We start from the raw sequence: 21,523 nt of genomic DNA, 5'->3' as shown, positions 1-21,523 counted from the left end.
GGCCGTATGAGCCGTAGTACGCCGAACGACGCGCCGCCCCCGCTGCCCGAACCGCTCCGGGTGGCGGTCGCCGACTCCCACACCCACCTGGACATGCAGTCCGGCACCGTCGAGGAGGGCCTGGCCAAGGCCGCCTCCGTCGGGGTGACCACCGTCGTCCAGGTGGGCTGCGACGTGAAGGGCTCCCGCTGGGCCGCCGAGACCGCCGCCGCGTACGACAACGTCCACGCGGCCGTGGCCCTGCACCCCAACGAAGCCCCCCGGATCGTGCACGGGGACCCCGACGGCTGGTCGCGGCAGGGCGCCCGGACGGGCGGCGGCGAGGCCGCGCTCGACGACGCGCTCGCCGAGATCGAAGCCCTGGCGGCCCTCGCGCACGTGAAGGCGGTCGGCGAGACCGGACTCGACTACTTCCGGACCGGCCCGGAGGGCATGGCCGCGCAGGAGCGTTCCTTCCGCGCGCACATCGAGATCGCCAAGCGGCAGGGCAAGGCCCTGGTCATCCACGACCGCGAGGCGCACGCCGACGTGCTGCGCGTCCTGCGCGAGGAGGGCGCCCCCGAGCGGACCGTCTTCCACTGCTACTCCGGCGACGCGGAGATGGCCCGGGAGTGCGCCGCCGCCGGCTACTACATGTCCTTCGCCGGGACCGTCACCTTCAAGAACGCGGCGCCGCTGCGCGAAGCCCTCGCGGTGGCCCCGCTGGAGCTGGTGCTCGTGGAGACGGACGCCCCCTACCTCACCCCGGCCCCGTACCGCGGACGGCCCAACGCGCCGTATCTCATTCCGCTGACCGTACGGGCGATGGCCGCGGTCCGCGGCATCGACGAGGACGCCATGGCGACGGCGCTGGCGGCCAATACGGCTCGCGCCTTCGCTTACTGAGGCCCCCGGCCGGCCGGGCCGTCGCCGATCCGCCTCACCCGTTCGCCACGTTCCGTAGCCGTGCGGCTTTGTAGCGTGACGACCGCTCCGCTAGGGTGCCGTGCCCGAAGCAGCCGGACGGACCAGTGGAGCGAGCGCGATGAGCGATGTGGCCTGGCCGGCCGGTGGCCGCGACCCCTGGGCCGAGGCCCCGGACCCGACCACGGAACCGGGCCCCGGCCCGGACCTGGATCCGTACCGGGGCCCGGGCATGGACCTGGACCCGTACCTGGACCCGTACCCGGACCGGGGCGTGGATCCGGGCGTGGATCCGGCCCCGGAGTCGTACGGGGGCCCGTACCGGGGCCAGGGCGTGGACCCGGATCCGGACCTGGACCTGTACCGGAGCCCGGGCACGGACCCGTACCGAGGCCCGGCTGCGGACGCGAACCGTGGCCGGAGCCCGGGCATGGACACGGACCCGTACTGGGGTCAGGGTGTGGAGGCGGACCCTTACCCGTCCTCCCCGGGCCCGCACTCGGAGCCCGGGGTGCCGGCGCCCCGGGGCGGCGGCCGGCGGCGTCGCAGCGTGCCGGTGGCGTCAGCGGACACCGCCGCCGCGGCCGCAGCCGGACCGGCCCCCGCGGGGACCGGGCGGCGCAGGGGAGGGGGCGGACTCGGCACGGTGCCCGCGCCGGCCAGCCCCGGCGTCGGCCCCGGCGTCGGCCCCGGCCCCGGCGTCGGCCCCGGCCCCGGACCCGGACCCGGACCCGGACCCGGACCCGGACCCGGCCCCGGACCTGGCCCCGGCCCCGGTCCGAGGCGGCGTAGGAGCGCCGCCCCCGCCCCGCGCGACACCTGGCGGCGCATCGTGCCGCAGGCCCTGGTCGTGGCCTTCCTGGCGGGCGGCACCACCGCCTTCGTCGCCGCCGACAAGGCCGTACGCCTCACCGTCGACGGAGTCCCGCGGACCCTGCACACCTTCGCCGACGACGTGGACGAGCTGCTCGCCGCCGAAGGGCTCGGCGTCGGCCCCCACGACCTCGTCGCCCCGGCCGGGGCGGAGGTCCTCGACGACGGGGACGAGATCGTCCTGCGCTACGGCCGCCCGCTGAGCCTGACCCTCGACGGACAGCGGCGCGAGGTGTGGACCACCGCCCGCACCGTGGACGGCGCACTGCGCCAGTTCGGCATCCGCGCCGAAGGCGCCTACCTCTCCGCACCCCGCACCGCCCCCGTCCCCCGGACCGGCCTGAACCTCGCCGTCCGCACCGAACGCAGCATCACCTTCATGGCCGACGGCCGCGAGCGGGCGATCCGCACCAACGCCGCCACCGTCCAGGAGGCCCTCGACGAAGCCGGGATCACCCTCCACGGCCAGGACACCACCTCCGTGCCCGCCGGCTCCTTCCCGCGCGACGGCCAGACCGTCACCGTGCTCCGCATCACCGGCACCCGCGAGATCCGCGAGGAACGCATCCCGTACGCGACCGAGAGGGTCAAGGACCCCGCCCTCTTCGCCGGCACCGAAGTCGTCGAGCGCTCGGGGCGGCCCGGGGCGCGCAGGGTCACGTACAGCCTGCGCACCGTCAACGGGGTCCGGCAGAAGCCCCGCAGGCTCGCCGAGGAGACCGTCCGCGAGCCCGTCAGCCAGCTCGTCAAGGTCGGCACCAAGCCGCTGCCGACCTCCGTCCAGGGCGCGGACGGACTCGACTGGGGCGCGCTGGCCCGCTGCGAATCGGGCGGCCGGCCCGGCGCCACGGACCCCTCGGGGACCTACGGGGGGCTCTACCAGTTCGACGTACAGACCTGGCAGGCCCTCGGCGGCAGCGGCCGCCCGCAGGACGCTTCGGGCCCGGAACAGACGTACCGGGCGAAGAAGCTCTACGTACAGCGGGGGGCGAGTCCCTGGCCACACTGCGGCCGTACCCTTTATCGGTGAGCACCGCAGAGCAGCAGCCCGAAAGCACCGTGCCGGAGACCTCCGCGCCGGAGACCTCCGCGCCCCAGACGTCCGCGCCCGAGACCTCCGCCCTCCTCGGCGCGGCCGACATCCGGGAGCTGGCCGCCGTACTCGGCGTACGGCCGACGAAGCAGAAGGGCCAGAACTTCGTCATCGACGCCAACACGGTGCGCCGCATCGTGCGCACCGCCGAGGTCCGGCCGGACGACGTCGTCGTCGAGGTCGGTCCCGGACTGGGCTCGCTGACGCTCGCACTGCTGGAGGCCGCCGACCGGGTCGTCGCCGTCGAGATCGACGACATCCTGGCCGCCGCGCTGCCCGCCACCATCGAGGCGCGGATGCCGGAGCGCAAGGACCGCTTCGCGCTGGTCCACTCCGACGCGATGCTGGTCAAGGAGCTGCCCGGGCCGCCGCCGACCGCGCTCGTCGCGAACCTCCCCTACAACGTGGCCGTGCCGGTCCTGCTCACCATGCTCGACCGCTTCCCCAGCATCGAGCGGACCCTGGTCATGGTGCAGGCCGAGGTCGCCGACCGGCTGGCCGCCGAGCCCGGCAACAAGGTGTACGGGGTCCCCTCCGTCAAGGCCAACTGGTACGCGGACGTCAAGCGGGCCGGTGCCATCGGCCGCAAGGTCTTCTGGCCCGCGCCGAACGTCGACTCCGGACTCGTCTCCCTGGTCCGCCGGGCGGAGCCGGTCAAGACCACCGCGACCAAGGCCGAGGTCTTCGCGGTCGTCGACGCGGCCTTCGCCCAGCGCCGCAAGACGCTGCGCGCGGCGCTGTCCGGCTGGGCCGGGTCCGCGGCGGGCGCCGAGGCGGCGCTGGTCGCCGCCGGTGTCTCCCCGCAGGCCCGCGGCGAATCCCTCACGGTGGAGGAGTTCGCGGCGATCGCCGAGCACAAGCCCGCCGCCCAGAGGCCCGCGCTGTGAGCGGGTCGGTCACCGTACGGGTCCCCGCGAAGGTCAACGTCCAGCTGGCGGTGGGCGCGGCCCGGCCGGACGGCTTCCACGACCTCGCGAACGTCTTCCTGGCCGTCTCCCTCTACGACGAGGTCACCGCGACCACCGCCGACGAGCTGACGGTGACCTGCGCCGGCCCGGACGCCGACAAGGTGCCGCTCGACCGCACCAACCTCGCGGCCCGGGCCGCGGAGATCCTGGCGGAGCGGGCCGGACTGCGCCCCGACGTTCACCTCCACATCGAGAAGCGGATCCCGGTGGCGGGCGGCATGGCCGGCGGCAGCGCCGACGGGGCGGCCGCCCTGCTCGCCTGCGACGCCCTGTGGGGTCTGAAGACCCCGGTCGGGGAGCTCCTCGACCTCTGCGCGGAGCTGGGCAGCGACGTGCCGTTCAGCCTGGTCGGCGGGGCGGCGCTGGGCACCGGGCGCGGGGAGATCCTGACCCCGGTGGCCGCCGGCGCCTTCCACTGGGTGTTCGCGGTGGCCGACGGCGGGCTCTCGACCCCGGCGGTGTTCCGCGAGTTCGACCGGCTCACCGCCGGTACGGAGGTGCCCGCTCCGCAGGCCTCCCCGGCCCTCCTCGCGGCCCTGGCCTCCGGTGACCCGGACGCGCTGGCCGCCACCCTGGCCAACGGGCTCCAGCCCGCCGCCCTTTCGCTGCGGCCGTCGCTGGCCGAGACCCTCGCGGCGGGCGCGGACGCCGGGGCGCTGGCCGCGCTGGTCTCCGGCTCCGGCCCCACGACGGCCTTCCTGGTCCGCGACGCGGAGTCCGCGGCGAAGGTTGCGGCCGCGCTCGACGCCTCCGGCACCTGCCGCAGCACCCACCTGGCCACCAGCCCGGCCCCGGGCGCGACCGTCCTCTGACCCCCCGGGTCGGGGGCCCGGGCCCCCGACCCGGGGCTGGTGGTGGCCGGCGCAGCCCACGCCCGCCGGGTGTGCCGCTGCGCGGCGCGAAGTCCCCTACCCGCCCTTCGCCCGTTCCCCGGGTCTCCGCCCCGGACCCGTTGCCGCGCGCGGCACCGCTCCGGGGGCCACCCCCCGCACCCCCGCGCCTCAAACGCCGGCGGGGCTGGATTTTTCAGCCCCTCCGGCGTTTGAGGAGCGGGGTCTGGCGGGTCAGGGCGGAGCCCTGGGAACGGTGGAAGGGCGGGTAGGGGACTCCGCCCCGCGCAGCGGTACACGCCGGGGAAGCTCGGTGCAGCGAAGGGGGGCTCGGGGCGGAGACCGGGGTACCTAGGCGGGAGTGAGTACGCGCGCCCTGTCGCCGCGGAGGCCCGCGCGGGAGCGTAGGCCCCATGGGAGCCACCGCAAGGGACATCGCCGCCGCCACCCCCGCCACGCGGGACCGCTACGTCGACCTGCTCCGGGTCGCCTCGCTCGGGACCGTCATCGCCGGGCACTGGCTGATGGCCGCCGTCAGCGGCGACGGCATAGGGAACCTGCTCGCCGTCGTGCCGCCGCTCCAGGTGCTCACCTGGGCGCTGCAGGTGATGCCGGTGTTCTTCTTCGTCGGCGGGTTCTCGCACGCCCTGTCCTACCGGTCCCTCGCGCGCCGCACCGAGGGCCCCGTCTACGCCGCCTTCCTGCGGGCCCGGCTCCGGCGGCTGCTGCGGCCCACCCTCGTGTTCGTCGCCGTCTGGACCGTGCTCGCCCTCGGCGCGCAGCTCCTCGGCGGGGGCGGCGGCCGGCTGTCGGGGGCCGCGTTCCGGCTGGTCACGCAGCCGCTGTGGTTCATCGGGATCTACCTCGCGATGGTGGCCCTGACCCCGCCCCTGCTGAGACTGCACGAGCGCTACGGCTGGGCCGCCTTCGGGGCGCTGGCCGCGGCCGCCGCCGCCGTCGATCTGCTGCGCTTCGCGGGCGGAGTCCCGTACGCCGAGTTCCTGAACTTCGCCTTCGTCTGGCTCGCCGTCCACCAGCTGGGCTTCCTGCGCGCCACCGGCCCTGGCCGTGGGCAGCTCCGCCGTCCCGGCGCCCTCGCCGCCGCCGGGCTCGCCGGGGCCGTCCTGCTGGTGGCGTACGGGCCGTACCCGCTGTCCATGGTCGGGATGCCCGGGGAGAAGGTCTCCAACATGGCCCCGCCCACCCTCGCCCTGCTCGCGCACGGGATCTGGCTCGTGGGCGCCGTGGAGCTGCTCCGGGGCCCCGCCGCCGCCTGGCTGGCCCGGCCCCGGGTCTGGCGGCGCGTGGTCGCCGCCAACGGGGTCGCGATGACGGCCTTCCTCTGGCACCTCACCGCGATGCTGGCCGTGTACGCCGCCCAGCTCGGGCTCGGCATCGCCCTGCCCGAGCCCGCCGGGGCGGCCTGGTGGGCCCAGGTCCCGGTCCGGTTCCTCGCCGCCGCCGCGCTGACCGGCGTACTCGTCGCGGTCTTCCGGCGCTTCGAGGCGCCGCCAGTCGGGAGCGCCGCGCACCCCGGCCCCGGCCCCGGACCCGGCCCCGGCCCCGGTTCCGGCCCCCGCGCCGCCCTCGGCACCGCGCTCTGCCTCCTCGGCGTCCTCGGGCTCTCCACGACCGGCCTCGGCGGGCTCCTGGAAGGCCACAGCGCCACCCTGATCGCCCTCCCGGTCACCGCGCCCGCCGCGATCGGCATGGCGCTGGGCGGCTGGCTGCTGGTGGAACGGTCCGGCACTTCGCGGAGTTAGGCTGAGGGGCTGATCCACACCCCTTCCCTGGAGCGCTCCTGATGGCCGTCAACCTGGTCAATGTCGAGGCAGTCAGCAAGGTGTACGGCACCCGTACCCTGCTCGACGGCATCTCCCTCGGCGTATCCGAGGGGGACCGGATCGGTGTCGTAGGCCGCAACGGCGACGGCAAGACCACCCTCATCCGCATGCTCGCCAAGCTGGAGGAACCCGACACCGGCCGGGTCACCCAGAACAGCGGACTGCGCATGGGCGTGCTCACCCAGCACGACTCCCTGGATCCGACGGCCACCATCCGGCACGAGATCATCCGGGACATGGCCGACCACGAATGGGCCGGCAACGCCAAGATCCGCGACGTGCTGACCGGCCTCTTCGGCGGGCTCGACCTGCCCGGCTTCGGGCAGGGCCTCGACACCGTCATCGGCCCGCTCTCCGGTGGCGAGCGGCGCCGCATCGCGCTCGCCCAGCTGCTCATCGCCGACCAGGACCTGCTCGTACTCGACGAGCCCACCAACCACCTCGACGTCGAGGGCATCTCCTGGCTGGCCAAGCACCTCCAGGAACGCCGCTCCGCGCTCGTCTGCGTCACCCACGACCGGTGGTTCCTCGACCAGGTCTGCACCCGCATGTGGGACGTGCAGCGCGGTGACGTCCACGAGTACGAGGGCGGCTACAGCGACTACGTCTTCGCCCGCGCGGAGCGCGACCGCATCGCCGCGACCGAGGAGTCCAAGCGGCAGAACCTGATGCGCAAGGAGCTCGCCTGGCTGCGCCGCGGCGCCCCGGCCCGGACCTCCAAGCCGCGCTACCGCATCGAGGCCGCCAACGAGCTGATCGCCGACGTGCCGCCGCCGCGCGACAAGTCCGAGCTGATGAAGTTCGCCAACGCCCGCCTCGGCAAGACGGTCTTCGACCTGGAGAACGTCACCGTCCAGGCCGGCCCCAAGACCCTCCTCAAGCACCTCACCTGGCACCTGGGCCCCGGCGACCGCGTCGGTCTCGTCGGCGTCAACGGCGCCGGCAAGACCTCCCTGCTGCGCGCCCTCGCCGAGGCCGCCCGCACCCAGGGCGAGGTCCAGCCGGCCGCCGGGTCCGTGTCCGTCGGCAAGACCGTCAAGCTGGCCTACCTCTCGCAGGAGGTCGGCGAGCTCGACCCGTCCCTGCGCGTCCTGGAGGCCGTCCAGCGCGTGCGCGACCGGGTCGACCTCGGCCAGGGCCGCGAGATGACGGCGGGGCAGCTGTGCGAGCAGTTCGGCTTCACCAAGGAGAAGCAGTGGACGCCGGTCGGCGACCTCTCCGGTGGTGAGCGGCGCCGGCTGCAGATCCTGCGCCTGCTGATGGACGAGCCCAACGTCCTCTTCCTCGACGAGCCCACCAACGACCTCGACATCGAGACCCTGACCCAGCTGGAGGACCTCCTCGACGGCTGGCCCGGGTCGATGATCGTGATCTCGCACGACCGGTTCTTCATCGAGCGCACCACCGACACGGTCATGGCGCTGCTGGGCGACGCGAGCCTGCGGATGCTGCCGCGCGGCCTCGACGAGTACCTGGAGCGCCGCCAGAAGATGATCGAGGCGGCCGCTCCGGCGCCCGCCCCGGCCGCCGCCGGAAAGTCCTCGGCCTCCGGGGACGCGCGCGCCGCGAAGAAGGAGCTGCAGAAGATCGAGCGGCAGCTCAACAAGATGACGGACCGCGAGAGCAGTCTGCACGCGCAGATCGCCGAGAACTCCACCGACTTCGACAAGGTCGCCAAGCTCGACGCCGAGCTGCGGGAACTCATCTCGGGCCGCGACGAGTTGGAGATGCGCTGGCTGGAGCTCGCCGAAGAGGCGTAGGGCGCCCCGCGCCGTCGGGGCCCGCGCGCCCCAACTGGCCGATAACGGCCGCATCACGGGCCGGTCCTCCCTTGGGAACAGGGGTCGGACCGGCCCGGCGCGCTTCTCGTCGTCAGTGATAGAAAGGGCTTCCTCCCACACCCGAAGCCGAAGGTATGCGCTGATGACCGAGCCGCCCCAGCCGCCGAACCAGCCGCCGAACCCCTCCGGTTACGGACACCTGCCGGGGCCCCCGCAGCCCGGTTACGGCTTCCCGCCGCAGGGCGAGAACCCGTACGCGCAGCAGCCCCAGCCCCAGCCCCAGCCGCAGCAGCCCCAGCAGCCCCAGCCGGCGGGACCGTACGGCCAGCAGCCGCAGGGCCCGTACGGCCAGCAGCCGCCCGGGGGCTACGGCTTCCCGCCGCCGCCCCCGCACATGCCCGGCGCCCCCGGCATGCCGCCCGGGCCGCCCGGCGGGCCGAAGAAGAAGCTCGCCGTGCTGATCGCGGCTGCCGTCGCCGGCGTGCTCGTCCTGGGCACCGGCGGCTACTTCGCGTTCTTCGCCGGCAAGGACAAGGGCTCCGACAAGGTGATCGGGCAGGACACCACGCCGCCCGCCGACGACAAGGCCTCGCCCTCCGCCTCCGCCTCCGTGGACAAGGGCGACGGCAGCGGAAACGGCGGTGAGGAGGAAGAGGACCTCAACGCCGGCCGCAAGCAGGGCGAGGACAAGGTCCTCTGGTTCAAGAGCAGCAAGATCGACGGCCCCGGCTCGGGCGTCGACTCCAAGGGGCAGTGGATCGTCGGCGACACCGTCGTCAAGACCCTCTGGAAGTCGGTCACCGGCTACGGGGTCAAGGACGGCAAGGAGAAGTGGACCCTCACCCTCCCCACCATGATCTGCGGGGTCGGCGACATGACCGCGGACGGCAAGACCGTCGTCATGTACAAGAACGGCGAGTCCAACACCGCCGACTGCAACCAGATGCGGATGATCGACCTCAAGGCCGGCAAGGAGGGATGGTCGAAGGAGGTCCCGAAGGAACACCTCTTCGACATCTTCTCCAACCCGGACCTCGCCCTCGCCGGTGACTCCCTCGTCGTCAACCGGATGGGCACGAGCAGCGCGTTCAAGGTCAGCACCGGGGACAAGCTCTTCGACAACAAGGTGGAACAGGGTTGCCAGCCCGGCGACTTCGCCGCCATGAACGGCAAGATGCTCGCCATCGCGACCTGCCAGGACGCCGACAAGACGGTCCAGGTCATGGACGCCGACCCGGCCACCGGCAAGACCACCTGGATCTACAAGCTCCCCAAGGGCTTCGAGGTCAAGAACGTCTACTCGCTGGACCCGATCGTCCTCGACCTCGGCAACGCAGCCAAGGAACGCTCCATCGTGGTCCTCGGACCCGACGGCAAGCAGCGCGCCACCGTCTCCGGCGAGGGCAGCTTCCCGGTCGGCTGCGGCGGCCTCTTCAACCGCTCCATCCAGAGCTGTGGTTCCTCCTACGTGGACGCGAACACCCTCTACCTGCCCACCAAGGCCGACATCGGCCAGCCGAACGAGATCGTCGCCTTCGACCTCGGCACCGGCAAGGTGAAATGGCGCACCCCGGCCGGCGAGGGCCGCACCCTGACCCCGCTGAAGGCGGCGGGCGGCCAGGTCGTCGTCTACCGCGAGGCGCAGAGCGAGAAGGGCGGCGAGGTCCTCACGATCCCGGCGGGCGGGGGCACGCCCACCGCGGTCCTGCGCAACCCGTCCGGCCCCGCCGCCCCGGTGGAGAGCTCCTTCTTCTCCCCGATCGTGGACTACGTGGACGGCCGGCTGTTCGTCTCCGCCTCCCATCTGCAGGCCCAGAACAAGAGCGAGAAGTTCCTGATGGTCTTCGGCAAGTGAGCGACCGCCCCGAGAACGAGCAGTCCGCCCAGCAGTCCGCCGAACCGCCCACCGAGAGGCAGTAGCACCGATGAGTACCCCGCCGCCCCCCAGCCAGCCGCCGTCCGGCGGTTTCGGCGCGCCGCAGGACCAGCCGCCGGGCGGCTTCGCCGCGCCCCCGCCCCCGGCCGCGCCCCCGGCCATGCCGCCCATGCCGGCCGGGCCCCCGCCGCCGCCCCCGGCCCAGCCGCCGACGGTCCCGGCCGGGCCGCCCGCCGGGCAGGCCTCGTACGGGTATCCGCAGGAGCAGGCCTACGGCTACCCGCAGCAGCCGCAGCCCGTCACCGCGCCCATGTACGCGGCCCAGGGCCCGGCGGTCCCCGCCGGCGGCGCCAGCGGCGGCAATGACGTGCGCACCCAGCTGATGATCGTCGGCGCGGCCCTCCTGGCCATCGTCCTCATCGTCGGCGGCGGCTTCTGGTACGTCTCCGGCGAGGGCGAGGGCGAGGGCGAGGGCGAGGGCTCCGGCAACCAGCCCGTGGCCGGCGGCAGCGCGAGCCCCGGCGGCGACAAGGCCCCGGGCGGCGGCGGCACCGAGAAGGTGCCCGCCAAGACCAAGTCGAAGACCCTGGTCAACGTCCCGATGCCGGAGTCGAAGGAGATCGTCCAGATCCCCGGCTCCTGGCTCACCGACACCACCTACGCCAAGTCCGACATGGGCAAGGTCGTCGGCTACAACCTGGCCGACGGCGCCAAGAAGTGGGAGATCCCGCTCGGCGCCAACGTCTGCGCGGCCAGCCGCTGGGTCTCGGACAACAAGACGGCGATCGTCTTCGACGAGACCCTGCCGACGGCCGAGAAGAAGCACCAGCCGTGCAACCAGGTCGGCGTCATCGACCTGAACGCCGGCAAGCTGCTGTGGAAGGCCACGACCAAGGTCCAGGGCGGCGGCGACAAGCCGATCCAATTCGAAGAGGTCACCGTCAGCGGCCAGACCGTGGCCGCGGGCGGACTGTACGGCGGCTCCGCCTGGAACCTCGCCGACGGCAAGCCCCTGTGGACGCCCAAGGTCGACGCGGATGACTGCAAGGACCTCGGCTACGCCGGCGGCCCGGCCCTCGCCGTGATCCGTCGGTGCGGCCAGAGCTCGGGCTACACGCTGTCCGCCCAGGCCCTGGACCCGGTCACCGGCGCGCAGAAGTCCTCGTACAAGCTCCCCGCGGGTCTGGAGTTCGCCCAGATCGTCTCCACCAAGCCGCTGATCGTCGCGGCGGACGTCAACAACACCTCCAAGAACGCCATCGGCGTCAGCGACCTCTTCGTCCTCGACGACGCGGGCCAGCTCAAGACGCGTATCCCGCTCACCTCGGGCAACTACAACCCCGAGTGCGGGGCCACCGATGTCGAGGACTGCACCAACATGGTCATCGGCAACGGCAAGCTTTACCTGCCGACCGAGGAGCACAAGGGCACGACCGACTCCGGACGCACCAACGAGATCGTCTCCTTCGACCTGGAGACCGGCAAGCTGACCGCCGACCGCGCCGACGCCGGCGAGCGCTACACGATCTACCCGCTGCGCATGGACGGCTCCAACCTCATCGCCCACAAGGTACCGCCCTACGACGGCGGCGGCCAGGTCGTCTCCATCGACGGCAAGACGATGAAGGAGACCGTCCTCATGCAGAACCCGGCGACCAGGGAGTCGCAGCGTGCCGAGACCCAGTTCCTGCCGAACGCCGCCGAGTATCGCTACGGCAACGGGAAGCTCTTCATCGCCCGGACCGCGGTCATGAGCAAGTCCTCAGTGGCAACGGATCCTTACTACACCTTCGTCTCCTTCACCACTGGCTGAGCTGCCTTACGGTGGCCGCACCTCAAGTTCACTTCTTGCACAGGGTGATTGGCGAGGAGTCGTGTCGATTGCCTGTTCGAGCAGATACCTTGTGGTGCGCAAGTGCGTGAATCATCAAGGGGGTCCGATGAAGAAGGTTTGGCGTGTTGCGGGCGTGGCCGCGGGGGCGGCTGCCGGAGTGATGCTCATGAGCGGGCCCGCGGCGGCGGCGGAGCACCGCAACTCCGCAGATGTCCCTGGTGCATGGGGAAAGATCGACTTCGGTTTCGAGAGTTCTACCCGTGCGGCACCTATCTACCTTTGGGTAAAGGACACGCGGGAAGACGGACGGGTCGCGAAGATGCGAGTCGTCGCGGGGACGGGGGCAGGCACCAAGTACTACTCGTGGCGGACTGCGTCAGGCTGGGGTGCCACCACGGAGGCCACTACGTACCTGAACGACAGTACGGGAATCGTGTGGATCAGCATCGAAGTGTGCCGTGCGAGCAATGCCGGCAACGAGGAGTGCGAGTACTCCACCAGGATCTGGAACAACCACATTTAGGCGCTGCTGCGTCAGGTGACCTGGGCGCGCTACTGCACCCGAAGCCCCCGGAAGGTCCGTCCTTCCGGGGGCTTCTGCGCGGTATCCGCACCGCGCCGTCGAACAAGCGTGTAGCTTGCCGGGTCAGAAGGGCGGGGGTGGGTGCCTCAATGGGCGTACGGGTCATGGTGGTCGACGAGCACCGGCTGCTGGCCGAGGCGCTCGCCTCGGCCCTGAAACTGCGCGGCCACCGGGTGCTGGCGGCCGCCGCCCCGGCCGCGGGCGCCGCCGAACTGGTCATCAGCCGCGCCCCGGAGGTCTGCCTGCTGGGCACCGCCACGCCCGCCGAGCCCGGGGTCTTCGAGCCGATCGTCCGGATCAAGCGGGAGCGTCCGCAGATCGCCGTGGTCGTACTGGGCCCGGTGCCGAGCCCGCGCGGGATCGCCGCCGCCTTCGCGGCCGGCGCCTCGGGGTACGTACGCCACGACGAGCGCATCGAGGGCGTGGAGCGGGCCCTGGCCAAGGCCCGGGCGGGGGAAGTCGCCATCGCGCCGCAGCTGTTGCAGGGGGCCTTCGCCGAGCTGCTCAACCCCGCCGCCCAGCCCGACGACGAGGGCAGTCGGCTGCTGCGACTGCTCACCCCGCGCGAGGTGGAGGTGCTGGTCCGGGTCGCCGAGGGCGAGGACACCCGGCTCATCGCCGCCGGCATGGCCATCGCGCCGAGCACCGCGCGCACGCACGTCCAGCGGGTGCTGATGAAGCTGGGCGTGGGCTCGCGGCTGGAGGCGGCCGCGCTGGCCGCCCGTACCGGTCTGCTGGACCGGGCCGGACCGCCGCCGTCCGGGGGCGCCCGGCCCTGATCCGGGCCGGGGATTTCCCCGGCGGCGCGGATTCGGGTATGCCGGTGACCAGCACGCGCACGGTGCGTGCGTTTCCCCGGCGAGAGGCAGTAGGCACGTGAGCGAGACGGCGTCTTCGAAGTACCTGGTCACCGGCGGAGCCGGATACGTGGGCGGGGTGGTCGCCGCGCACCTCCTCGAGGCGGGCCACGAGGTCACCGTCCTCGACGACCTCTCCACCGGCTTCCGTTCCGGGGTGCCGGCCGGCGCCGCGTTCATCGAGGGCCGCATCCAGGACGCCGCCGAGTACCTGGACCCCTCCTACGACGGGGTCCTGCACTTCGCGGCCTCCTCGCAGGTCGGCGAATCCGTGGTGAACCCCGGCAAGTACTGGGAGAACAACGTCGGCGGCACGCTGGCCCTGCTGGCCGCGATGCGCGGGGCGGGCGTGCGCCGGCTGGTGTTCTCCTCCACCGCGGCCACCTACGGCGAGCCCGGCGACGGCCCGTTGACCGAGTCCTCGGCGACGGCCCCCACCAACCCGTACGGGGCCTCGAAGCTGGCCGTCGACCACATGATCGCGGGGGAGTGCGTGGCGCACGGCCTCGCGGCGGTCTCGCTGCGCTACTTCAACGTGGCCGGGGCGTACGGACGGTTCGGCGAGCTGCACGACCCCGAGACCCACCTGATCCCGCTGGTGCTGCAAGTGGCCCTCGGCGAGCGGGAGTCGATCTCCGTGTTCGGCGAGGACTACCCGACCCCGGACGGCACCTGCGTACGGGACTACATCCACGTCGCCGACCTGGCCGAGGCCCACCTGGCCGCGCTGCGGGTCGCCGCCGAGGGGGAGCACCTGGTGTGCAACCTCGGCAACGGCGGCGGGTTCTCGGTCCGCGAGGTCATCGAGACGGTCCGCAAGGTCACCGGGAAGGAGATTCCCGAGATCGTGGCCCCCCGCCGGGCCGGCGACCCGGCCTTCCTCGTCGCCTCCGCCCGCACGGCACACGAGCGCCTCGGCTGGGCCCCGACCCGCTCGGACCTCACCGGCATCGTGACGGACGCCTGGAACTTCACCCGCGCCCGGCGCGGCTGAGCCCGCAGGCACCTCCCGCACCACCCCTGCCCCGCGCGCCCCCGCCCCCACCGGAGCGGGGGCGCGCGTGCGTTCCGGGCGCGCCCTCGCCGGGCGCTGCGCGCGGGCGCCCGGCGTGCGCACGCCGAGTGAAATACCCCTCGTGCAACTGCCCGCGGCACACGACCGCACGGAACGGGACTTCCGCAGGCGGTAAGCAGTCGATTTCAAGCCACCCCGGAGCCCCTCCGGAAGCGCCTCGCCGGAAAATCGCTCGGAAAACTTCTGCAATTCGGCCAACCACGAGTCGACCCCGGCCCTACGCTGATGCGTGACACCGGTGGGGGCCGGTGTTGATTCAGGGGTCGAGACAAGTCGGGTACGACGTCCGGTCCGGGGTAGTGCAGAGATGTCACGGCGGCGGCCGCGGCGCCTGCGGATCACCCGGTCCGGGCGTCGTACCCGCAGTCGTCCGTTCCCCGACCCTTGGGGGTTTTGTGGTCCGTATCCGGGTACTCGTGGTCGACGATCACCGCATCTTCGCCGAATCTCTCGCCGCCGCGCTCGCGGCCGAACCGGACGTGGACGTCTCCGCGGCCGGCAGCGGCCCCGCCGCGCAGCGCTGCCTCGAACGTGCGGTGGCCGAGGGGCGCCGCTTCGACGTCCTGCTGGTCGACTCCGACCTGGCCGCCGTCTCCGCGGGCGTCCCGGCCCAGCGGGAGTCCGGCTCCGCCCCACCCACCGCCGACGGGATCGCACTGGTGGCAGGCGTACGGGTGTCCCATCCCGAGCTCCGTACGGTCGTACTCGCCGAGCGCGACGACGCACGCCGGGCCGCCCTCGCGCTCCAGGCGGGGGCCTCGGGCTGGGTGGCCAAGGACAGCTCGCTCTCGCGGCTCCTGGCCGTCATCCGCGGAGTCCTGCGCGAGGAGACGCACCTGCCGCCCGCGCTGCTCACCGGGGTGCTCCGCGAACTGACCGCGGCGCGCAAGCACCGTACCGACAGCGAACGGCTGGTGGAGTCCCTCACGCCCAGGGAACACGAGGTGCTGCGCTGCATGGTGGCGGGGCTGGGCCGCAAGGACGTGGCCGCGCGGCTGTTCCTCTCCCCGCACACCGTCCGCACCCACATGCAGAACGTGCTGGGCAAGCTGGGCGTGCACTCCACGCTCGCGGCGGTCGCCCTGGCCCGCCGGGCCGGCGTACGCCCCGCCGACCTGCCGGGACTGCCGGGGCAGGGGCTAGCCGGGGATGTTGTCGAACGGAGCGGTCAACTGGCGTAGCAGCCCGGCGAGATCGCCGCGCTGCGTCCGCGAGAGCTGGGCCAGGATCGCCCGTTCCTGGGCCAGCAGCCCGGCGAGCGCCTGGTCGGCGCGGTCGCGCCCCTCGGGGCTGAGGCGCACCAGGACCCCGCGGCGGTCGTTGGGGTCCGGCAGCCGTTCGACGAGGCCCTTCTTGGCGAGCCGGTCGATACGGTTGGTCATGGTCCCGGAGGTCACCAGGGTCTGCGTCAGCAACTGGCCGGGGGAGAGCTGGTAGGGCGCGCCGGCCCGACGCAGCGAGGTCAGGACGTCGAACTCCCAGGGCTCCAGGCCGTGCTCGGAGAAGGCCAGCCGGCGGGCGCGGTCGAGGTGCCGCGCGAGCCTGCTGACGCGGCTGAGCACCTCGAGTGGTTCCACGTCGAGGTCAGGGCGTTCCCGCCGCCATGCCGCGACCAGTCGGTCGACCTCGTCCTCCATGCGGATCAGTGTAAAGGGTCTGTCGATGTGAAGTCTCTTTAAATCGAGTATCTCGGTTCCGAGTATCTTGACGTCGAGATATATTTTCCGCCACCATGGGCATGGAGGGGGCCGGAGCAGCTTCCGATTCCGACCGAACCGCCAGCAGGGAGGCTCGAACATGCATTCCGATACCGCGCCGGCCAGGATTCCGGCGACGACCACGACCACGACCACCGCCACGACGACGGCGCCCCCAGCCCCCACCTGGGATCCGCAGCAGTACCTCCGGCACGCCGGCCACCGCGCCAGGCCCTTCCTCGACCTCCTGGCCCGGATACCCGAGCTCCCCTCCCGGGCCGCCCGGATCGCCGACCTCGGCTGCGGCCCCGGCAACGTCACCGCGCTCCTCGCGGACCGCTGGCCCGAAGCCCACATCACCGGGTACGACCTCTCCCCGGAGATGCTCCACCGCGCCCACGCCGAGTACGCCGGCCCCACCGGCGGCGGCGGCCGGCTCGACTTCCGCCACGGGAACCTCGCCGACTGGCTCCCCGAGGAGCCCTACGACCTGATCGTCTCCAACGCCGCCTTCCAATGGGTCCCCGGCCACGCCGGCTCCTTCGCCCCCTGGATCAACGGACTGCGCCCCGGCGGCACCTTCGCCTTCCAGATCCCCGGCAACTTCACCGCCCCCAGCCACCGGATCCTCGCCGAGCTGTGCGACACCCCGCGCTGGCGGGCCCGGCTCGCCGGACACGGAGCCCGCTACATCCACATCCTCGAACCCTCCGGATACCTCGAGCGGTTCACCGAACTCGGCTGCGCCGCCGACGTCTGGGAGACCACCTACCACCAGCTGCTCCAGGGCCCCGACCCGGTACTGGACTGGGTCAAGGGCACCGCGCTGCGGCCCGTGCTCACCGCGCTGGCCGACGACGAGGAGGCCGCCGAGGCCTTCCTCGCCGAGTACCGCACCCTGCTGCGCGAGGCCTACCCCACAGGTCCCCGCGGCACCGTCTTCCCGTTCCGCCGGATCTTCGCCGTAGCCCGCAGGGAGGCCTGAGCATGCTCGTCGGGCTTGCCGCCGTCGACCACGTCCAGCTCGCCGCCCCGCCCGGCTCGGAGGAGCGGCTGCGCACCTACTACACCGAGGTCCTCGGCATGACCGAGATCCCCAAGCCGCCGGTGCTCGCGGCGCGCGGCGGCTGCTGGTTCGCCGCCGGGCCGGTCCAGCTCCACCTGGGCATCGAGGAGGACTTCCGCCCCGCCCGCAAGGCCCACCCGGGACTCAGGGTCGACGGCATCGAGGCCTACGCGAGCAGACTTCAGGAGCGGGGCGCGAAGGTCGTCTGGGACGACGGCCTGCCGGGGCACCGCCGCTTCTACTCCGAGGATCCGGTGGGCAACCGGCTGGAGTTTTTGGAACCACACGGCCTGGAACCGCACGGCCACGAACCGCACGCTCTCTGACCGCACACCCCGGAACGCGTCGGCCGCTGAACCGCCACGGCGCACACGAAGGCGCCCCGCCACCGGAGATCCGGTGACGGGGCGCCTTCGTGCGTACGGGACCGGTCAGAGCAGGTTCACGTAGGCGTTCCAGCCGCCACCGAGGGAGGTGCTGCCCTTGAAGGTGCTCAGGCCCTTGAGGCCCGTCGCCTTGTACAGGTACGCGGTACCGGCGGAGTTGACGCCGACGAGGTCGGTGCGGCCGTCACCGGTGATGTCGCCGACCGCGGCCAGCTTCTTCAGGGTGTTCCAGCCGCCGTCGCCGATCTTGACGCGGTCGCCGAAGCCGGCGGTGCCGTTGCCCGGGTAGGCCCACAGCGTGCCGTCGCTGCCGCGGGCGAGCAGGTCGGCGCGGCCGTCACCGGTGATGTCGCCGGCGCCGAAGAGCTTGTTGTAGGAGCCCCAACCGCTGCCGAGCCGGACACGGTCACGGAACTGGTAGCCGTTGCCGTAGCTCGGGTAGAGCCACAGCACGTTGGACTTGTCGCGGGCCAGCAGGTCGCCGTAGCCGTCGCCGTTGATGTCGCCCACACCGACGAGGGAGTTGTAGATGCCCCAGCCGGCGCCCAGGTCGTGGTCGCCGATGTAGAGCTTGCCGCCGCCCCAGAAGAGCCAGCTGGTCTCGTTCTGGGAGTCGAACGAGGACGCCACGGCCATGCCGACCTGGTCGACCGGCGCCTGGCCGTTCCCCAGAGCCTCCTGGCGGTCGCCGAAGCCACCGTTCTGCTTGCCGTAGTAGTAGTAGACGGCGCCGCCGCTGGTGCGGCCGACCAGCTCGGAGCGGCCGTGCGCGGGCACGCCGCCCTGGCCGGAGATCAGGTCGGTGAACTCCCAGCCCTGGCCCATCGCCACACGGTCGCCGAAGCCGCCGGCGCCGTTCGAGGGGTAGTTCCACATCTTGCCGCTCGCGTCGCGGCCCACGAGCCAGCTGCCGCCCGTGTTGTTGGTCAGCACCTGGATCTGGTTGTACATGTTCCAGCCGGTGCCGGACTTGATCCGGTCGCCGAAGCCGCCGGAGCCGTTGCCCGGGTAGACGTAGAGCGAGCCGCCCGGCGTGGCCACCGCGAGGTCGGCCTTGCCGTCGGCGGTGAAGTCGCCGCCACCGACGATCTGGGAGTAGCTGTTCCAGCCGCCGCCAAGGGCGATCCGGGAGCCGTACGGGCTGCTCGAACCGGCCGTGCCCTTGCCCGGGTACAGGTACAGGGAGCCCGCGTACGTACGGGCCAGCAGGTCCGCCTTGCCGTCGCCGGTCACATCGCCGACCCCGGTGACCTTGTTGTAGACGTTCCAGCCGCTGCCGGACCAGCCGGTGGCCGAGGAGCCGTTCGTCTCCGCCGTCAGCAGCGACAGCCTGCCGGTGACGGAGAGCGTCAGGAGCTCCGGGCGCCCGTCGCGGTCGAGGTCGCCGGCCGGGATGACGTCCTTGAAGTCCGCGCCGTCGTCGGGACCGGAGCCGGGTACGCCGTACACCGGGTCCTGCTCGTCGTGGAAGGTCTTCAGGAACGTCCTGCCGCTGAGCCCGCGGTACAGGATGTCCGACCAGCCGTCGCCGTCGACGTCGAACAGCGGCGTCAGCGGAGCGGCGGCCGTCGTGCCGCGGGTGCTGTTCTTGGCCTTGGGCGCCGGGGCCTGCGGCCGGGTGCCCGTGGCGCGGTCATCGGTCTCGGGCCGCTCGGCCTTCGCCGTGGGGACCGGCTGCTCGGCGGCCGAGACCGGACCGGAAAGGAGCATGCCCGCCGCGACGGCGAGGGCGGTGCAGGCCGCGATGCGGCCGGAGCGCGTGGAGCGCATGAAAGACAAGAGGTCTCCCTGGTAGTCAGGCGAAACCGGGCTGAACGTCTTCGTCCACGGCGCGCGGCAGTGCTGCGCTGCACGTGAGACGGCATTCCCCCCCGGGAGTTACCGAAGACTACCCGTGCGGCGGGCATTGTCCAGACATTAAGCGAGCCGTTTTGATCACGTTCAGAACGCAGCGGTGCCCGGGGCCTGCGGCCCCGGGCACCAGGCGCGACGTCCCGCTCACACACCGCGAACGGACGGGCGCACTCACTTCTTGCGGTGGCCCACCAGCCGCGGCTTCGCTTCCAGGTTCTCCAGCCCGTGCCAGGACAGGTTCACCAGGTGCGCCGCCACCTCGGCCTTCTTCGGCTGGCGCGTCTCCAGCCACCACTGCCCGGTCAGCGCGACCATCCCGACCAGCGCCTGCGCGTACAGCGGGGCCAGCTTCGGGTCGAAGCCGCGGGCCTTGAACTCCAGACCGAGGATGTCCTCGACCTGAGTGGCAATGTCGCTGATCAGCGAGGCGAAGGTGCCCGTCGACTGGGCCACGGGGGAGTCACGGACCAGGATCCGGAAACCGTCCGTGTAGTTCTCGATGTAGTCCAGGAGCGCGAAGGCCGCCTGCTCCAGCAGCTCCCGCGGGTGCCCGGCCGTCAGCGCGCCCGTCACCCCGTCCAGCAGCTGGCGCATCTCGCGGTCCACGACGACCGCGTAGAGGCCCTCCTTGCCGCCGAAGTGCTCGTAGACCACCGGCTTGGAGACTCCGGCCTTCGCCGCGATCTCCTCCACCGACGTGCCCTCGAACCCCTTCTCGGCGAACAGGGTGCGGCCGATGTCCAGCAGTTGCTGACGCCGTTCGGCGCCAGTCATCCGGACCCGGCGGCCGCGCCTGGGCTTCTCGCTGCTGGAACTGCTGCCGTCGTTTCCCACACCCCCCATCATGCCGCGTTCGACACTTCTTCCTTGCGCCGGGCGTCGATGCGGGCCTCGGACGGCCAGCGGACGTCGGACGCCCAGCCCAGCTGTTCGAACCAGCGGATCAGCCGCGCACTGGAGTCGACCTGGCCGCGCAGCACACCGTGCCGGGCCGAGGTCGGGTCGGCGTGGTGCAGGTTGTGCCAGGACTCACCGCAGGACAGCACCGCCAGCCACCACACGTTGCCGGAGCGGTCGCGCGACTTGAAGGGGCGCTTGCCCACCGCGTGGCAGATCGAGTTGATCGACCACGTCACGTGGTGCAGCAGCGCGACCCGGACCAGGGAGCCCCAGAAGAACGCGGTGAAGGCGCCCCACCACGACATCGTCACCAGACCGCCCACCAGCGGCGGCAGCGCCAGCGAGAACATCGTCCAGAAGACGAAGTCGCGCGAGATCCGGCGGATCGCCGGGTCCTTGATCAGGTCCGGGGCGTACTTCTGCTGGTCGGTCTGCTCCTCGTCGAAGAGCCAGCCGATGTGCGCCCACCACAGGCCCTTCATCAGGGCCGGGACCGTCTCGCCGAAGCGCCACGGCGAATGCGGGTCGCCCTCGTGGTCGGAGTACTTGTGGTGCTTGCGGTGGTCGGCCACCCAGCGCACCAGGGGTCCTTCGACCGCCATCGAGCCCATGACCGCCAGCACGATGCGCAGCGGCCGCTTCGCCTTGAAAGAACCGTGCGTGAAGTAGCGGTGGAAGCCGATGGTGATGCCGTGGCAGGCCAGGAAGTACATGAACACCATCAGGCCCACGTCCAGCCAGCTCACCCCCCAGCCCCAGGCGAGCGGAACGGCCACCAGCAGGGCGAGGAAGGGGACGGTGATGAACAGCAGCAGCGCGATCTGCTCGACGGACCGCTTGCTCTCACCGCCGAGGGTCGCGGACGGCGCGGACGCGCCGGAAGACGCCGAGGCGTCCTCGATCACGTCGGGACTGATGGTCATAGGTGTGTCCCCTGAGGGTGAGGGAGTCGGCAGGCGCGCCGCCCGGCCACACATCCCTACGGATGCGTAACCTACGGCAACGTAAGTATGGCAAAGGTCCCCCGCGGGGCAAGAGGAGCGCGCCCGCAGCCGGGTCCATCGGCCCGAGCCGCAGGGCCGTCGTCCCGCCTGGTGACACAC

At 72.4% G+C, this 21,523-nt stretch carries 18 protein-coding genes; 14 read left to right on the top strand and 4 right to left on the bottom strand.

Translation table 11 applies throughout. The features are described 5' to 3' along the window. The first annotated feature begins 6 nt into the window (after positions 1 to 6). From MTF69_RS16990 to MTF69_RS16930, 12 genes are all read left to right on the top strand, one after another. The gene (locus MTF69_RS16990) at positions 7 to 885 is read left to right on the top strand and encodes a TatD family hydrolase (RefSeq protein WP_243335313.1); all 879 of its coding nucleotides are present in this window, start codon (positions 7 to 9) and stop codon (positions 883 to 885) included. A gap of 448 nt (positions 886 to 1,333) precedes the next feature. Next, positions 1,334 to 2,806: a ubiquitin-like domain-containing protein gene (locus MTF69_RS16985; protein WP_374323267.1), complete on the top strand. Its 1,473-nt coding sequence runs from the start codon at positions 1,334 to 1,336 to the stop codon at positions 2,804 to 2,806. A 29-nt stretch (positions 2,807 to 2,835) separates the two neighbouring features. After that, positions 2,836 to 3,756 carry a 16S rRNA (adenine(1518)-N(6)/adenine(1519)-N(6))-dimethyltransferase RsmA gene (gene rsmA, locus MTF69_RS16980; RefSeq protein WP_243335632.1) on the top strand — a complete coding sequence of 307 codons (921 nt, stop codon included), beginning with the start codon at positions 2,836 to 2,838 and terminating at the stop codon, positions 3,754 to 3,756. Next, positions 3,753 to 4,649, top strand: a complete 897-nt coding sequence (locus MTF69_RS16975) for a 4-(cytidine 5'-diphospho)-2-C-methyl-D-erythritol kinase (protein WP_243335307.1) — start codon at positions 3,753 to 3,755, stop codon at positions 4,647 to 4,649. The genes rsmA and MTF69_RS16975 overlap by 4 nt, the downstream gene beginning before the upstream one ends. A 431-nt stretch (positions 4,650 to 5,080) precedes the next feature. Further along, entirely contained in the window at positions 5,081 to 6,430 is a 1,350-nt protein-coding gene (locus MTF69_RS16970) for an acyltransferase family protein (RefSeq protein WP_243335305.1), read from the top strand. A gap of 41 nt (positions 6,431 to 6,471) precedes the next feature. After that, entirely contained in the window at positions 6,472 to 8,271 is a 1,800-nt protein-coding gene (locus MTF69_RS16965; protein WP_243335303.1) for an ABC-F family ATP-binding cassette domain-containing protein, read from the top strand. A gap of 163 nt (positions 8,272 to 8,434) precedes the next feature. Next, positions 8,435 to 10,147: a PQQ-binding-like beta-propeller repeat protein gene (locus MTF69_RS42885; protein ID WP_279345862.1), complete on the top strand. Its 1,713-nt coding sequence runs from the start codon at positions 8,435 to 8,437 to the stop codon at positions 10,145 to 10,147. Between the two features lie 70 nt (positions 10,148 to 10,217). Further along, a complete protein-coding gene (locus MTF69_RS16950) occupies positions 10,218 to 11,981 on the top strand; it encodes a PQQ-binding-like beta-propeller repeat protein (protein ID WP_243335301.1) in 1,764 nt (587 codons plus the stop codon). A gap of 127 nt (positions 11,982 to 12,108) precedes the next feature. Continuing rightward, a complete protein-coding gene (locus tag MTF69_RS16945) occupies positions 12,109 to 12,525 on the top strand; it encodes a hypothetical protein (protein ID WP_243335299.1) in 417 nt (138 codons plus the stop codon). Positions 12,526 to 12,674: 149 nt separating this feature from the next. Next, positions 12,675 to 13,364 (top strand): LuxR C-terminal-related transcriptional regulator, encoded by a 690-nt coding sequence (locus tag MTF69_RS16940; RefSeq protein WP_243335628.1) that lies wholly within the window; start codon positions 12,675 to 12,677, stop codon positions 13,362 to 13,364. A 97-nt stretch (positions 13,365 to 13,461) separates the two neighbouring features. Further along, entirely contained in the window at positions 13,462 to 14,436 is a 975-nt protein-coding gene (gene galE / locus MTF69_RS16935) for a UDP-glucose 4-epimerase GalE (RefSeq protein WP_243335298.1), read from the top strand. 476 nt (positions 14,437 to 14,912) lie between these two features. Next, the gene (locus MTF69_RS16930) at positions 14,913 to 15,698 is read left to right on the top strand and encodes a response regulator transcription factor (RefSeq protein WP_243335296.1); all 786 of its coding nucleotides are present in this window, start codon (positions 14,913 to 14,915) and stop codon (positions 15,696 to 15,698) included. Here the strand turns inward: MTF69_RS16930 and MTF69_RS16925 are convergent. After that, positions 15,657 to 16,154, bottom strand: coding sequence for a MarR family winged helix-turn-helix transcriptional regulator (locus tag MTF69_RS16925; RefSeq protein ID WP_243335294.1), 498 nt, complete (start codon positions 16,152 to 16,154; stop codon positions 15,657 to 15,659). The genes MTF69_RS16930 and MTF69_RS16925 overlap by 42 nt on opposite strands. Before the next feature lie 160 nt (positions 16,155 to 16,314). Here MTF69_RS16925 and MTF69_RS16920 point away from each other — a divergent pair, with 160 nt between their 5' ends. Both MTF69_RS16920 and MTF69_RS16915 read left to right on the top strand, forming a co-directional pair. Then, complete coding sequence (locus MTF69_RS16920; RefSeq protein ID WP_243335291.1) at positions 16,315 to 17,199, top strand: trans-aconitate 2-methyltransferase; 885 nt, start codon at positions 16,315 to 16,317, stop codon at positions 17,197 to 17,199. Positions 17,200 to 17,201: 2 nt separating this feature from the next. After that, positions 17,202 to 17,606, top strand: coding sequence for a VOC family protein (locus MTF69_RS16915; RefSeq protein WP_243335288.1), 405 nt, complete (start codon positions 17,202 to 17,204; stop codon positions 17,604 to 17,606). A 105-nt stretch (positions 17,607 to 17,711) separates the two neighbouring features. Here MTF69_RS16915 and MTF69_RS16910 read toward each other — a convergent pair whose 3' ends face one another. The 3 genes from MTF69_RS16910 to MTF69_RS16900 all read right to left on the bottom strand — a co-directional run bounded on the left by MTF69_RS16910 (position 17,712) and on the right by MTF69_RS16900 (position 21,343). After that, complete coding sequence (locus MTF69_RS16910; RefSeq protein WP_243335285.1) at positions 17,712 to 19,436, bottom strand: VCBS repeat-containing protein; 1,725 nt, start codon at positions 19,434 to 19,436, stop codon at positions 17,712 to 17,714. Between the two features lie 255 nt (positions 19,437 to 19,691). Next, positions 19,692 to 20,363 (bottom strand): TetR/AcrR family transcriptional regulator, encoded by a 672-nt coding sequence (locus MTF69_RS16905; protein WP_243335625.1) that lies wholly within the window; start codon positions 20,361 to 20,363, stop codon positions 19,692 to 19,694. Continuing rightward, entirely contained in the window at positions 20,363 to 21,343 is a 981-nt protein-coding gene (locus MTF69_RS16900) for a fatty acid desaturase (protein ID WP_243335283.1), read from the bottom strand. Before MTF69_RS16900 ends, MTF69_RS16905 begins: the two co-directional genes overlap by 1 nt. Positions 21,344 to 21,523: the final 180 nt, after the last annotated feature.

The organism is Streptomyces sp. AP-93, assembly GCF_022808175.1.
Classification (GTDB): Bacteria; Actinomycetota; Actinomycetes; order Streptomycetales; family Streptomycetaceae; genus Streptomyces.
Note: the sequence above shows the minus strand (reverse complement) of the source record. Positions and strands in the feature narration are given on the sequence as shown.

Coding starts and splice junctions, on each gene's coding strand:
- MTF69_RS16925 (WP_243335294.1), bottom strand. CDS start 16,154: ATGGAGGACGAGGTCGACCGACTGGTCGCGGCATGGCGGCGGGAACGC.
- MTF69_RS16910 (WP_243335285.1), bottom strand. CDS start 19,436: ATGCGCTCCACGCGCTCCGGCCGCATCGCGGCCTGCACCGCCCTCGCC.
- MTF69_RS16920 (WP_243335291.1), top strand. CDS start 16,315: ATGCATTCCGATACCGCGCCGGCCAGGATTCCGGCGACGACCACGACC.
- MTF69_RS16965 (WP_243335303.1), top strand. CDS start 6,472: ATGGCCGTCAACCTGGTCAATGTCGAGGCAGTCAGCAAGGTGTACGGC.
- MTF69_RS16950 (WP_243335301.1), top strand. CDS start 10,218: ATGAGTACCCCGCCGCCCCCCAGCCAGCCGCCGTCCGGCGGTTTCGGC.
- MTF69_RS16945 (WP_243335299.1), top strand. CDS start 12,109: ATGAAGAAGGTTTGGCGTGTTGCGGGCGTGGCCGCGGGGGCGGCTGCC.
- MTF69_RS16915 (WP_243335288.1), top strand. CDS start 17,202: ATGCTCGTCGGGCTTGCCGCCGTCGACCACGTCCAGCTCGCCGCCCCG.
- MTF69_RS16905 (WP_243335625.1), bottom strand. CDS start 20,363: ATGGGGGGTGTGGGAAACGACGGCAGCAGTTCCAGCAGCGAGAAGCCC.
- MTF69_RS16985 (WP_374323267.1), top strand. CDS start 1,334: ATGGACACGGACCCGTACTGGGGTCAGGGTGTGGAGGCGGACCCTTAC.
- MTF69_RS16990 (WP_243335313.1), top strand. CDS start 7: ATGAGCCGTAGTACGCCGAACGACGCGCCGCCCCCGCTGCCCGAACCG.
- MTF69_RS16970 (WP_243335305.1), top strand. CDS start 5,081: ATGGGAGCCACCGCAAGGGACATCGCCGCCGCCACCCCCGCCACGCGG.
- MTF69_RS16900 (WP_243335283.1), bottom strand. CDS start 21,343: ATGACCATCAGTCCCGACGTGATCGAGGACGCCTCGGCGTCTTCCGGC.
- MTF69_RS42885 (WP_279345862.1), top strand. CDS start 8,435: ATGACCGAGCCGCCCCAGCCGCCGAACCAGCCGCCGAACCCCTCCGGT.
- MTF69_RS16940 (WP_243335628.1), top strand. CDS start 12,675: ATGGGCGTACGGGTCATGGTGGTCGACGAGCACCGGCTGCTGGCCGAG.